Below are 13,299 nucleotides of genomic sequence, written 5' to 3' on the forward strand. Positions count from 1 at the left end.
CTTCTTACACCGCGTCCGACAAGGACGTGAAATTGAAATCGCGCACGCGCATCGCCGGGATCAGCAGCTGATAATCCGACTCGTCGCCCGACAGGATCTCCGGCTTGCCCAGTTCATCGATGTTGTTCAACATCGACACCGGACTTTCATTGAAGCGGAAGTTCTTGATCGGGTGCTTGATCTTGCCGTTCTCTATGTAGAAGGTGCCGTCGCGCGTCAGACCGGTCAACAGCACCGACTGAGGATCGACCATGCGGATATACCAGGTACGGGTGACCAATACGCCCTTCTTGGTGTTGGCGATCAGCTCCTCGGTGGACTTGTTGGTGCCCGCCATGATGATGTTGCCGGGTGCGCCGACCGCGCGCTTGCCCTGCTTCTTGGCCCAGTACATCGAGTAGTTCAGGGCATTGATCTTGCCGTCCTTGATCAACTCCTGATGCTCGCGCGCCAGCATGCTGCCGCTATCCCACGGAAGCACCGCCACGTTCTTGTCCCACGGGTCGGCCCAGACGTTGACCTGCTCGTCGAACAGCTTCTCGCCCATGCGGTTGCCGCCGCCCTTTTTCGACAGGAAGCTGCGCCCCTCGTCGGCCTGGCGCGCGTCGAAACCGCTGAACATGTAGGCTAGCAGGTCGGAAGTGGCGGCCGGTTCCAGGATGACCGTGTAACGGCCCGGCTCCAGCGCCTTGGCCTCGACCGACCGCAACGCCTTTTCGATCGCCACGTTGGACGCCTCGCGCGCATCGAAGATACCCGCATCGCCCACGCTGCGCTTGGCCCAGCCGGAACCGCGGCCGTCCTCGGTGCGCACGGTCACACTGAAGTCGACACCCGTATCGCGCTGGAAGCCGAACACGCCGTTCGAATTGGCGATGGCGGTGAATTTCGACGTATCGGTGAAGAAGCCCGCCGCCACCAGCTTGTTCTTCTTGCTGTTCTCGATGCTGTACGCCGCGACCTGCGCGCGGAATTCAGGGTCGATGTCGGCGGTCTTCTGGAAGAAGGTCTCGCTGGCCTTGTATTGCTGCTTGGTCGGTGTCGGCATGAACTCCGGGTTTTCCGGCGCCAGGCGGGCCAGGTCCTCGGCGCGGCGCACGGCCTTTTCCAGCGATTTGTCGTCCAGCTCATTGATGGTGGCGATGCCCTGCTTCTTGCCGAAGGCGACCGACACGATCAGCTGCGTGTCCTCGATCAAGCCGGCGGTCGACACGGCGTTGCGCGCGTAGCGGATATTGCCGGTGCGGCTGCCGCTCAGGTTCACTTCGCACTGGTCGGCCTTGGTCAGCGACAGCACCTTGTCGCAGATACGCTTGGTCTCTTCTTGACTCAAATTCTTCATATTCTCTGTTCTCCAGGCTTAGCCGATTTTGCGTGCGGTGTTGATGACGTTGATGCCGTTGAAGCGCGTGGTGCTGGAGCCGTGCGAGACCACCGACGACTGCGAAGGCTGGCCCTTGCCGTCGAAGAAGGAGCCGCCCATGCGCCAATCGCGCTCGTCGCACATGCCGGCGCAGGCGTTCCAGAATTCCTGGGTGTTGGACTGGTAGGCGACGTCTTCGAGCATCGGGCCGATCTTGCCGTTCTTGATTTCGTAGAACAGCTGGCCGCCGAACTGGAAGTTGTAGCGCTGCTGGTCGATCGAGAACGAGCCGTCGCCGACGATGTAGATACCCTTCTTGACGTCCTTGATCATCTCGTCGGGCGTCATCTTCTTCTTGCCCGCCTGGAGCGAGACGTTGGGCATGCGCTGGAACTGCACGCTGCTCCAGTTGTCGGCGTACGAGCAACCGTGCGATTCCTTTTCGCCGATGATGTGGGCCTGGTCGCGCGTGGCCTGATAGTTGACCAGGATGCCGTCCTTGATGATGTCCCAGCGTTTGCACTTGACGCCCTCGTCGTCGTAGCCGACGTTGGCCAGCGAGCCTGGCGTGGTTTTGTCGGCGACGATGTTGACGATGTCCGCGCCGTACTTGAACTTCTTGCTCTGCCACTTATCGAGCGTGGCGAAGCTGGTGCCGGCGAAGTTGGCTTCGTAGCCCAGCACCCGATCGAGTTCGGTCGGGTGGCCCACCGACTCGTGGATGGTCAGCCACATGTGCTCCGGCGACAGCACCAGGTCGTATTTGCCCGGTTCGACCGACTTGGCGGTGAGTTTTTGCTTGGCCTGTTTGCCGGCCGCGCGCGCATCCTCGATCAGATCGTAGGAGCCGGTGTACAAGGTGGTCACGCCGCCGGCGGCCTTGATCTTGTGCTCCGGGCGCGCATCCAGGTATTCGTAGCCCATGCCGACCGGCGCCGACAATCCCTGGCGCGAGCGGAACTTGTTGGTCGTCTTGTCGACGGCGGTGGCGAACACCGGCATCCACAGGCGGTGCAGGTCCTGGTCGATGTAGGAACCGTCGGTCGATGCGAAGTACTTCTGCTGGTTCACCTGGAACAGCAACGATTGCATGAAGCTCGCGCCGCCTTCCATGCCGGCCTTGTTGGCGGCGATCAGCAGCTCGGCCTTCTCCTTGATCGGGACAGTGCGCCAGTCCTTGACGATCGGCGTGGCCCACGACACTTCGCCCACGCCCTTGACGGGGGCCAGTTGAACGGGCTCGGTTTGCAGTTTGGCGTTGGCCTTGGCGATGGCCACCGCCTGCCGGGCCGCGGCGGCCACGCCGTCCGGCGTCATGTCGTTGGTGGCGGCGAAGCCGTAGGCGCCGCCGGCGATCACGCGCACGCCGACACCGGCCGATTCCGTGTTGACGACGTTTTCGACATTCAGGTCGCGGGTGGTGATGAACTGGTTCAGATAGCGGCCCACGCGCACGTCGCAGTACGAGGCGCCGGCCTGCGTGGCCGCCGTCATCGCGGTATCGGCCAGCATTTTCTTGAACTGCAGGGCGACCGGCGCGAGCAGCTCCTCGGCGGCGATCGCGCGACCGAAGGCGGGCAGCAGCATCGTGCCCAGGGCCAGACTACTAATATTGAGGAATGCACGTCGTTCCATCGTATCTCCAAACGTAAGGCAATGATTGTGGGCCAGCCGCCCAGGGTTCTGCTTAGCTTTTATTTGCTCTTCTAGCGAGTCCTACTCTTATAGCTCTTGCTTCTTTGCGTGACACCTGAATATCCGTCGCCGTTTTCGCAGGATTACCAATAGTAGCGCCGGATTAAGGATCGGGATAGGCAAAATGTATGCCATCCACCACAGCGAAACACTGTGTTACAAGAGTCCCCCGGCGGGGCGTCAAACGTGGGAAAAGTGTCCGCGAAAGTGTCCGCGAAGTGTCCGGCCGGTGTCCGCCAGTGTCCGCGCCAGGCGGAGCGGCGTCCAGCCGAAGGCGCGCCGCACTTCGGTGGTGCGGCCGTCGCAATTCGCTTGACCTCTTCGCATGCATGCCCGATGATCGCGCAGGGCGGGCGACCGCGCGCCGCCAACCGAACCCTCAGGAGAGTTTGCATGAAGAGTTATCTCGTGGCCGCCCTGGCCACCACCACGCTGTTCGCTGCAAGCGGCGCGATCGCCGCCACCGAAGCCGTCGACGCCAAACTGAAGGCCGCCATCGCCGCCAGCACCCGCACCCCTGCCAACGTGCAGCGCGACGTCTACCGCCACCCTTACGAGACGCTGTCGTTCTTCGGCATCCGCCCGAACATGACGGTGGTCGAGCTGGCGCCGGGCGCCGGCTGGTACACCGAAATCCTGGCGCCCTATCTGCGCGATAGCGGAAAGCTGATCGCCGCCGGCAACGACCTGGCCGCGCCGGACGAACGCGAACGCAAAAGCGCCGAACGCTTCATGGCGCGCCTGAACGCCAACCCGGTGTACAACAAGGTGGCGCTGGGCGTTTTCTCGCCGCCGCGCAAATATGAATTCGCGCCGGCCGGCAGCGTGGACATGGTGCTCACCTTCCGCAATATCCACAACTGGATACCGGCAGGTCCGGAAAATATGAAAGCGCTGTTCGCCAGCGTCTACACCAGCCTGAAACCGGGAGGCGTGTTCGGCGTGGTGGAGCATCGCCTGCCGGCCAACAAGACCCAAGACGAAACGGCCAGCAGCGGCTATATGCACGAGAAGTATGTGATCGGCCTGGCCGAGGCGGCGGGCTTCAAGCTGGCGGCCAAATCGGAAATCAACGCCAACCCGAAAGACACCGCCGACCACAAAGGCGGCGTCTGGGCGCTGCCGCCGACCTACGGCAACAAGGACGAGGACCGCGCGAAGTATCAGGCGATCGGCGAAAGCGACCGCATGACGCTGAAGTTCGTCAAGCCGTGATCATGTAACGGCATCAGAACCGGGTGAACTTGTTTTCATCCGGCGATCCGTGGGCGGCCACCGAGACAACCCGCGCCGGGCGTGCCACCGGCGCGGCCGCGCCGCCGCCTCCCTTGGTTGACGCGGCGCGGCGCACCGGCCCCCGCTCTTCGACCGCATAGCGTTTGAACACCGCCATCAATTGGCCCAGCTGCTCGGCCTGGGCGCTCATTTCCTCCGACGTCGCCGCCAGTTCCTCCGAGCTGGCCGCGTTGACCTGGGTGGTCTGGCTAAGCTGATTGACCGCGCTGTTAATCTGGCGCACGCCGGAACTCTGCTCTTCCGACGCCGCCGATATTTCCTGCACCAGATCCGACGTCTTGCGGATATTGGGCACCAGCGCATCGAACATCACGCCGGCCTGCTCGGCCAGATCGACGCTGTCGGCCGCCACCTTGCTGATCTCCTGCGCCGCCACCTGGCTGCGCTCGGCCAGCTTGCGCACCTCGGCCGCCACCACCGCGAAGCCCTTGCCGTGTTCGTGCGCGCGCGCCGCCTCGATGGCCGCGTTCAGCGCCAGCAGATTGGTTTGATAGGCGATATCGTCGATGATGCTGATCTTGCTGGCGATTTGACGCATCGCCGCCGCCGTCGCCTTGACCACCTCGCCGCCGCGCGTCGCGTCCACGGCGGCCTGCGTGGCGATGCCGTCGGTGATCTTCGCGTTCTCCGTGTTCTGCGCGATCGACGCCGTCATCTGCTCGATCGACGCGCTGGTTTCCTCGACGCCGGCGGCCTGCTCGCTGGCCGCCTGCGACAGCGACTGCGCCGTCGAACTGACTTCCTGCGACGCCCCGGCCAGGCCGGCGACCACCATCTGCACCTCGCGCACGATGCCCGACAGGCTGCGCGCCAGCCATACCGCAAGCACGCAGCCAAGTATGGCGATGACGATATCGACGGACAGGATCAGGCGCTTGGCCGAATCGGTCACCTCGGTCATCGCCGCCGATTCGCGGTCGGTCACGCTGTCGTTGAGCTTGAGCAGCTTGCGGAACGCGCCGGCGATGGCGGCGTCGGCGCCCTTGATGGATTTATCCATCTCCACCGGCGTCATGCCTTTGGCCTGCATCGCCTCCAGCTCCACCATGCTGTCGCCATAGGCCTTGACGCCGGCCGCCACTTCGCCCAACAGCACCTGTTCTTCCTCGCTGAGGGGCCCCACGGCCTTGTAGTTGGCCATTTCCTTGTCGATATTGGCCAGCGCGGCGCGGAACTGGGTGTTTTGCTCGCCGCCGCGCAGAATGTAGTTCTTGAATTGCTGGACGGCGTGGCCTTGCGAAATGACGCCTTCCAGCACCGCGTTCTTGCGCGCCAAGGTGACGCTCTCGAAACGCGCCCATTGGTCGTGCAGCGACGTCAGTTTGGCGAAGGCGATAATCCCCAGCACCACCACCAACAGCACGATGACGCCGAATCCGGCGTGCAGCCGGGTCTCCATTTTCATATGTTTGAACATGATGGTTCTCCAGGGTGGTGTGTTCGTGCGGACGCGGTGCGCGGCTACACGTGATCCAGGGCGGCGGGAGCGATGGCGGCCAGGTCGCCCACGGACGCCACCCGCCGCACGTCCAGCAGCAGAACGAAGCGGCCATTGACCTTGCCTATCCCCTGCAGCATCTCGGCGCGCACCTGCGCGCCCAGGCTGGGCGCCGGTTCCACCTCCGACGGCGGGATGTCGAGCACCGCGTTGACCGCGTCGACCAGGATGCCGATCACGAAGGCGCCGCCAGTGCTTCCATCGCCGTCGACTTCGACGACGATGATGCAGGTGCGTTTGCTCACCGCTACCGGCTCGCGCTCGAGCCGGCACGCCAGGTCGAGCACCGGCACCGCCGTGCCGCGCAGGTTGATCACGCCGCTGATACAAGGCGGCATTTGCGGCACGGGCGTCACGCCCGCGTACTCCAGTATCTCGCGCACGGCCAGGATGCCCATCGCGAACATGTCCTGGCCCAGCATAAAGCTGAGAAATTGCGGTTCGGCGCCTTGTACGTTGCTCATCATCGGCCTCGTTCAGAATTTAACGAAATGCGATTCGTCCGGATCGGCCATGTCCATCATCTGCTTGCTGCCGCCATGGCCGGGCCGTCCGCGCCCCGGCCCGGGCTTGGCCGGCCTGGCCGGCGCGCGGGCCGTGCGCAGCGGCCGCGAGGCGCCGGACAATTTGAAGAAGGACATGGTCTCCTGCAGTTGCTCGGCCTGGCCGCTCATCTCCTCGGCGGTGGCGGCCAGTTGTTCGGAGGCGGAGGCGTTCTGCTGCGTGGTCTGGCTCAATTGTGTGATGGCGGAATTGATCTGGCCCACGCCGGCCGATTGCTCCTCCGACGCCGCCGTGATCTCCTGCACCAGGTTGGAGGTGCGGCGGATGTTCGGCACCATTTCATCGAGCAGATTGCCGGCCTTCTCCGCCAGCTGCACGCTGCTGCTGGCCACCTGCTCGATTTCCTGCGCCGCGATCTGGCTGCGTTCGGCCAACTTGCGCACCTCGGCCGCCACCACCGCGAAGCCCTTGCCATGCTCGCCGGCGCGCGCGGCCTCGATCGCCGCGTTCAGCGCCAGCAGGTTGGTCTGGTAGGCGATATCGTCGATGATGCTGATCTTCTTGGCGATCTGCCGCATCGCCGCCACCGTCGACTTGACCGCGTCGCCGCCCTCCACCGCTTCGATCGCCGCCTTGCTGGCGATACCGTCGGTGACCTTGGCGTTCTCGGTGTTCTGCGAAATCGACGCCGTCATCTGCTCGACCGAGGCGCTGGTCTCCTCGGTGCCGGCGGCCTGCTCGCTGGCCGCCTGCGACAGCGACTGCGCCGTCGCGCTGACCTCCTCGGAGGCGCTGGCCAGCGACTCGGCGCCGTTGTTCACGTCCTGCACCACCTGCGAGAGCTTGTCGATCATGCCCTTCATCGCCGCCAGCAGGCTGGTGGTGTCGCCCGCCCTGACATGCACGTCGGCGCCAAGGTCGCCGTCGGCCACCTTGCGCACGATCTCCGCCGCGTAGGAAGGGTCGCCGCCAAGCTGGCGCATGATGCCGTTCAGGATAATCAACCCGATCGCCGCCAGCAACGCCAGCGCCACGCCGCCGCTGATATACATGCTGCTCGCTGCGGTTCTGGAGGCTTCATCGGCGTGTTTGACATCGTTATCGCCGTATTGAACATTCAACGCCACCAGTTTGTTGAGGCTCTCCTCCGCGGCTAGAAACGCCGGGCGGTTCTCCTGCAGCGTTTTGTGCAGGAGCGCGAACAGTTCCCTGCGCTTGCCGGTTTCCGCCCGCGCTATCTGGGCCGCGATATCGGTGATGGCCAGGTCGCGCGTCTTCCAGGTATCCCACTGCTTGACGAAGGTCTTCCACACCTCGGCCTCCTCCGGTTCCTGCGGCAAGGCGTCATAGGTTTTCCACGCCGTGTCGACGGTGCTCCAGGTGTCTTGCTTGCGCTTGACTTCGGCGGCGACATCGTTGGCGTCGTCGGGGAACATGCCCATCGCGTCGATGTAGCGGCTCGACGACCGCAGCGCCGTCTGGGCCTCGTTGATGACCATCAGGGCCCGTATGGAAGGCATGCGGTTCTTGCCCAATTCGTCGAGCATCGCCCCTTGCGCCTTCAAGCCGGAAAAGGCGATGAAGACCACAACCATAAGCGCCAGTATGGCCACTCCCAGCAATGCCAGGATCTTGGTCCTGACCGTCAAAGTTGAAAGCATGATGATTCCCTTCCTTCGAGATGCGATTTGATAAATGCAGGCTAATACGACAATTGCTGCAGGATTTCGCGATAAATCGCATTGAGTGCCACTGTTTTTTCGACGCCGCCGCGCTTGACGGCTTCCTTGGGCATGCCATACACCACGCAGCTCGCCTCGTCCTGCGCCACCGTGCGCGCGCCGGCCTTGAGCATCTCCAGCATGCCGGCGGCGCCGTCGTCGCCCATGCCGGTCATGATCACGCCCAGCGCGTTGGCGCCGGCCGCCCGAGCGGTGGAGCGGAACAGCACGTCGACCGACGGCCGGTGGCGGTTGACCAGCGGCCCGTCGACCACTTCGACGAAGTACTGGGCGCCGGTGCGGCGCAACAGCATATGCTTGCCGCCGGGCGCGATCAGCACCTGGCCCTGGAGCACGCGGTCGTTGTTGGCCGCCTCCTTGACGCGCACCTCGCACACGCTGTCGAGACGCGCGGCGAAGGCGGCGGTGAATTTTTCCGGCATGTGCTGCACCACCACGATGCCGGGGCACACGCGCGGCAGCGATGTCAGCACCTCCTCCAGCGCCTGTGTGCCGCCGGTGGAGGTGCCGATCGCCACCACGCGCTCGGTGGTGGCGGTCATCGGCCTGGCGTCGGCCGGCGGCAGCACCGCGTCCGCATTGAGCTTGGCGGCGACCGGCGCCGCCTGCGGCCGTCCCACCAGCTTGCCGACGCGCGCGCCGGACGCCGCCCGCACCGCCGACACCAGTTCGTCGGCGCTATCGTGCAGGAACTGCTTGAGGTCCAGGCGCGGCTTGGTGATGATGGCGACCGCGCCGGCGCCCAGCGCCTCGACCGACGTCTGCGCGCCCTTCTCCGTCAACGTCGAGCAGATCACCACCGGCGTCGGACGCTCGGCCATGATCTTGCGCAGGAAGGTGATGCCGTCCATCTTGGGCATTTCCACATCGAGCACGATCACGTCCGGCCACTGCACCTTCATGCGCTCCATCGCCAGCAACGGATTGGCCACGGCGTAGGTGACGGTGATACCCGGCGAGGCGTTGAGCAGGCCGCTGAGGACCTGCCGCACCACGGCCGAATCGTCGACGATCATGACGTTGATTGTACTCATGCGTTTTCCCTGATACGGGCAGCTTTCGGTTCCGGCGGAACCTGGCGGCTGAGTACATCGCCGCTGCGGATGGTGAAGATCAATTGGCGGTGTCCTTCGCCGAACAGGCTTTCGGACACCACGTGTATGCCGTTCTTGTGCAGCATCTCGCGCGCGAAGTCGCCGTTCTGCAGGCCGATGTCGCGCGCCTTGGGATTGCGCGGAAACATGGCGCCACCGCCGAAGATCTTGGCCTGGCACTGGCCGGGCGCCACGTCGAGGCGCGCCAGGCCGTCGAGCAGCAGGTGCATGGCGTCGTCGCCGTACATGCCCGGCTTGTCGTGCGCTTTGCGATGGGCGGTGCCCGGCAAGAGAAAGTGCGACATGGCGCCGATGCGGCGCGATGGATGCCACAGCGTGACGGAGACGCAGGACCCCAGCAGCGTTCGCACGCGATAGCGCTCGTCGCCGACGAAATAGTCGCCGGGCATGAGGAAAATATCGATGAGTTTCGAGTCGGGCATGGCGGCCGCTATGCCTTCCTGTAGACCGAAGGCGCCACGGCGGCCAAGGTGTCGTTGATGTCGTTCAGGGTTTCCGAATGGCCGATCAGGAAGTAGCCGCCGGGGCGTAGCTGCGCCAGCAGCCGGGCCACCACCTGGCGTTTGGTCTCCAGGTTAAAGTAGATCATCACGTTACGAAGGAAGATGACGTCGAAGCAGCCGATCTTGGGTAGCGGCGCGTTCAGGTTCACCTGCTGGAACTGGACCCGCTGGCGCAACGCGCGCTCGATCAGCATGGTGCCGGTCTCGCTGCCCTGGCCCTTGAGGCAAAAGCGCTTCAGGTAATCCTGCGGCATCTGGCTGGCGCGCTCCATCGGATAGTGGCCGCTGCGGGCGCGCTGCAGCACGCGCGTGCTGATGTCGGTGCCCAACACTTCCCAGGCGGCGTCGCCCAGCACGTCGGCCAGCACCATCGCGATGCTGTAGACCTCCTCGCCGCTGGAGCTGGCGGCGCTCCACACGCGCATCGTCTGCCGCCTCTCGCGTGCATCGAGTGCCAGCTCGCGCAGCAGCTGGAAGTGCTTGGGTTCGCGGAAAAAATAGGTTTCGTTGGTGGTCAGCAGATCGACCGCCATCTGCAGTTCGGCGGGGTCCGAGCGGCTTTCGAGCAGACGCAGATAATCGCTGTAGCTATCGAGCTGGTAATGCGCCAGGCGCTTGGCGAGGCGGCCGCTGACCAGCGCCTGCTTGCCGTTGGACATAGTGATGCCGGCGGCGTCGTAGATGAAGCGCTGGAACTGCGTGAACTCACGATCGGAAATGGCTACCAAAGGCATGATGCGTCACATTCAAAAACTGGAAAAATCAGGACAGCAGGGGGGAAGCAACGGCGGCGGCATCGTTGGCGCCGGCGCGGGCCATCTCCACCACCTCCTCGGTCGACAACACGCGGTCGATCTCCAGCAGGATGACGAACTTGCCATTGAACTTGCCGATGCCGGCGATGAAGTCGGGACGGATTCGGGTGCCGAACGAGGGCGCCGGCTCGATGTCGCCGGCGGCGATTTCCACCACCGCGTTGACGGCGTCGACCAGCATGCCCAACACCTGCTTGCCGTCGCCGCCGGCGCCCTCGACTTCGACGATGACGATGCAACTGCGCTTGGTGATGGCGCTGGCGCTGCGGCCGAAGCGCGCCGACAGGTCCATCACCGGCACCACCGCGCCGCGCAGGTTGATCACGCCGCGCACGCACGCCGGCATCATCGGCACCGTGGCCAGGCTGCCGTATTCGATGATCTCCTTGATGTGCAGGATGCCGACGGCGAACTGCTCCTCGCCCAGCATGAAGGTCAGGAACTGGCTGGGCAGCGCCGCCCCGCTTTGCAGCGCGACGATGGCGCTGCTGCCGTAGGTGACGATGTTGTGGGCGGCGTCGTTGGCCGACTGGTTAATCATATGCATAGTCTCCTTGATTCACTAGGCGGCCAGGGCCACCGTGCCTTTGCCGCCGACGGCCTGCATCAGCGAGGCCACGTCCAGGATCAGCGCCACCTCGCCGCTGCCCAAAATGGTCGAGCCGCTGATGCATTTGACTTCGCTGAACATGGGGCTGAGCGGCTTGATGACGGTCTGGAATTCACCCAGCAGGGTGTCGACCACCAGGCCGGCGCGGGTGGTGCCCAGCTTGAGCACCACGATGCTCTCGCGTCGCGTGGCCGCGCCGTCGATGCGGAACAGCGATCGCAGGCGGATGAACGGCAGCACCTGGCCGCGCAGATTGCAGTAGTCCTGTCCCGGCTCGGTGGCGAACTCGATGCACTCCTCGATCATGTCGAGCGGGATGACGAACACCGAGCCGCCCACCTGCACCAGGAAGCCGTCGATGATGGCCAGTGTCAGCGGCAGGCGCACGGTGACGGTGGTGCCGGCGCCCTCCCTGCTGCTAACGTCCACGCTGCCGCGCAGCGCCGTGATATTGCGCTTGACGACATCCATGCCGACGCCGCGCCCGGACAGGTTGGTGACCTTCTCCGCCGTCGAGAACCCGGCCTCGAAGATCAGGTTGTAGATTTCGCTGTCGCTCAGTTTGCGCTCCGGATCGACCAGCCCGCGCTCGACCGCCTTGGCCAGGATCTTCTCCTTGCGCAGGCCGCCGCCGTCGTCGCTCACCTCGATGACGATGCTGCCCGATTCGTGGAAGGCGTTCAGTTTGATCATGCCCTTGGCCGGCTTGCCGCTGGCGACGCGCACGTCGGCCGGCTCGATGCCATGGTCCATGGCGTTGCGCACCAGGTGCATCAGCGGGTCGCCGATCTTCTCCACCACCGTCTTGTCCAGCTCCGAATCCTCGCCGTCGACCATCAGGCCTATGTCCTTGCCCAACTCGCGCGCGACATCGTGCACCACGCGCTGGAAGCGGTTGAAGGTGGCGCCGATCTTGACCATGCGCAGTTCCAGCGCGGCGTCGCGCACTTCCTCGACCAGGCCCGACAAGGTCGACGTGCATTCCTGCAGGTCGGTGTTGTGGATCTGCTGGCCGATCATGCTGGCGCGGGCACCGGCGATGATCAACTCCCCCACCAGGTCGATCAGCCGATCGAGCTTGTCGGAATCGACGCGGATCGAGCGGCTCTCCTGCGCCTTCTGCTCGACCACTTGCTTTTGCTTGGCCAGCGCCGCCTCCACCACCACCGGCGGCACGTTGCCGGCGGCGACCAGGATGCTGCCCAGGCGCGGCGGCGGCGCTTCCTCGCCGCCCTTCGCCTCGTTGCTGGACTGCTGTTGCAGCGCGCCGGCGAGTTCGGACGCGGTCACGCTGCCGCACATGACCAGGATTTCGCCAAGGCGCGTTGGCAGTTCCGGCAGCGCGCGGATCAAATCGACGTACTGCGACACCTTGCTGTGCGGCGGGATGATGCGGATCTCGCAGTCGTCCTGCACGAACTCGAACACGCCGACGATGGCCTCGCGGTCGGCGTTGCTGTCGAAGGCGATCTCGAAGCCCAGATAGCACAGTTCGGCGTCCATCTCCTCGGCCGCCGGCAGGGCGTCGGGCACGGTGGCGATGCCGACGATCTTGCCCAGTTTGGCCAGGTAGCGCAGGAACGCGATCGGGTCCATGCCGTTCTGCAAAACGCCCCGGCCGAAGCGCAGCGAGATGTGCCAGTAGTCGCTGTCGCCGGCCACCTTGTCGATGCGCTCGACGCCGGGTTCCGACTGCACGGTCAGCGACTGCGACGATGCGGGAGCTTGGGAGGCCTGGGCCTGATCGGCCCCGCCATGGCCGCCCGACATGTGCCGGCGCAGCTGGTGCAGCAGCATCTCGCCCTCGGGCGCGGTGTCGGGATCGGCCTCCAGCCGGCCGGCGGCCAGCGCCTCGGTCATGCCGGACAAATAGTCGCAGCACGACAGCAGCAGCACGATCATTTCATCGTTGATCACCACGCGGCCGTCGCGCACCTCGTCGAGCAGGCTTTCCACCACGTGGGTGAAGGCGACGATGTGATCGAGGCTGAACAAGCCCGCCGAGCCCTTGATGGTGTGGGCGGCGCGGAAGATGGCGTTGATCGCCTCGCCCTGGTCGCCGGCGATGTCGATGTTGAGCAGCGCGTTCTCCATGTCCTCCAGGAGCTCGCGGCTTTCTGTGATGAAGGTCTGTAGCGCTTCGTCCAGGTTCATGACT

At 64.6% G+C, this 13,299-nt stretch carries 11 protein-coding genes; 1 reads left to right on the top strand and 10 read right to left on the bottom strand.

The genetic code is table 11. The features are described from left to right. Positions 1–4: 4 nt before the first annotated feature. Both AC07P1_RS05460 and AC07P1_RS05465 read right to left on the bottom strand, forming a co-directional pair. Entirely contained in the window at positions 5–1,342 is a 1,338-nt protein-coding gene (locus AC07P1_RS05460; protein ID WP_494694849.1) for a TldD/PmbA family protein, read from the bottom strand. Between the two features lie 18 nt (positions 1,343–1,360). Beyond that, positions 1,361–2,998 carry a TldD/PmbA family protein gene (locus AC07P1_RS05465; protein ID WP_494694850.1) on the bottom strand — a complete coding sequence of 546 codons (1,638 nt, stop codon included), beginning with the start codon at positions 2,996–2,998 and terminating at the stop codon, positions 1,361–1,363. A 453-nt stretch (positions 2,999–3,451) separates the two neighbouring features. Here AC07P1_RS05465 and AC07P1_RS05470 point away from each other — a divergent pair, with 453 nt between their 5' ends. Further along, entirely contained in the window at positions 3,452–4,273 is an 822-nt protein-coding gene (locus AC07P1_RS05470; protein ID WP_494694851.1) for a class I SAM-dependent methyltransferase, read from the top strand. Positions 4,274–4,286: 13 nt separating this feature from the next. On the opposite strand, the gene AC07P1_RS05475 is transcribed toward AC07P1_RS05470, so the two are convergent. Genes AC07P1_RS05475 through AC07P1_RS05510 form a run of 8 tightly spaced genes read right to left on the bottom strand, consistent with a single transcriptional unit; the run spans position 4,287 to position 13,295 of the window. Next, positions 4,287–5,771 (bottom strand): methyl-accepting chemotaxis protein, encoded by a 1,485-nt coding sequence (locus AC07P1_RS05475; protein ID WP_494694852.1) that lies wholly within the window; start codon positions 5,769–5,771, stop codon positions 4,287–4,289. A gap of 44 nt (positions 5,772–5,815) precedes the next feature. Next, complete coding sequence (locus tag AC07P1_RS05480) at positions 5,816–6,316, bottom strand: chemotaxis protein CheW (RefSeq protein ID WP_494694853.1); 501 nt, start codon at positions 6,314–6,316, stop codon at positions 5,816–5,818. A gap of 12 nt (positions 6,317–6,328) precedes the next feature. Then, positions 6,329–8,017 carry a methyl-accepting chemotaxis protein gene (locus tag AC07P1_RS05485; RefSeq protein ID WP_494694854.1) on the bottom strand — a complete coding sequence of 563 codons (1,689 nt, stop codon included), beginning with the start codon at positions 8,015–8,017 and terminating at the stop codon, positions 6,329–6,331. Between the two features lie 41 nt (positions 8,018–8,058). Next, positions 8,059–9,132, bottom strand: a complete 1,074-nt coding sequence (locus AC07P1_RS05490) for a protein-glutamate methylesterase/protein-glutamine glutaminase (protein ID WP_494694855.1) — start codon at positions 9,130–9,132, stop codon at positions 8,059–8,061. Next, positions 9,129–9,635, bottom strand: coding sequence for a chemotaxis protein CheD (locus tag AC07P1_RS05495; RefSeq protein ID WP_494694856.1), 507 nt, complete (start codon positions 9,633–9,635; stop codon positions 9,129–9,131). Before AC07P1_RS05495 ends, AC07P1_RS05490 begins: the two co-directional genes overlap by 4 nt. 8 nt (positions 9,636–9,643) lie before the next feature. Further along, complete coding sequence (locus AC07P1_RS05500) at positions 9,644–10,450, bottom strand: CheR family methyltransferase (protein ID WP_494694857.1); 807 nt, start codon at positions 10,448–10,450, stop codon at positions 9,644–9,646. Positions 10,451–10,478: 28 nt separating this feature from the next. Beyond that, positions 10,479–11,078: a chemotaxis protein CheW gene (locus tag AC07P1_RS05505; RefSeq protein ID WP_494694858.1), complete on the bottom strand. Its 600-nt coding sequence runs from the start codon at positions 11,076–11,078 to the stop codon at positions 10,479–10,481. Positions 11,079–11,093: 15 nt separating this feature from the next. After that, positions 11,094–13,295, bottom strand: coding sequence for a chemotaxis protein CheA (locus AC07P1_RS05510; RefSeq protein WP_494694859.1), 2,202 nt, complete (start codon positions 13,293–13,295; stop codon positions 11,094–11,096). Positions 13,296–13,299: the final 4 nt, after the last annotated feature.

Source organism: Duganella sp. GW821-FHT07F09, assembly GCF_059418705.1.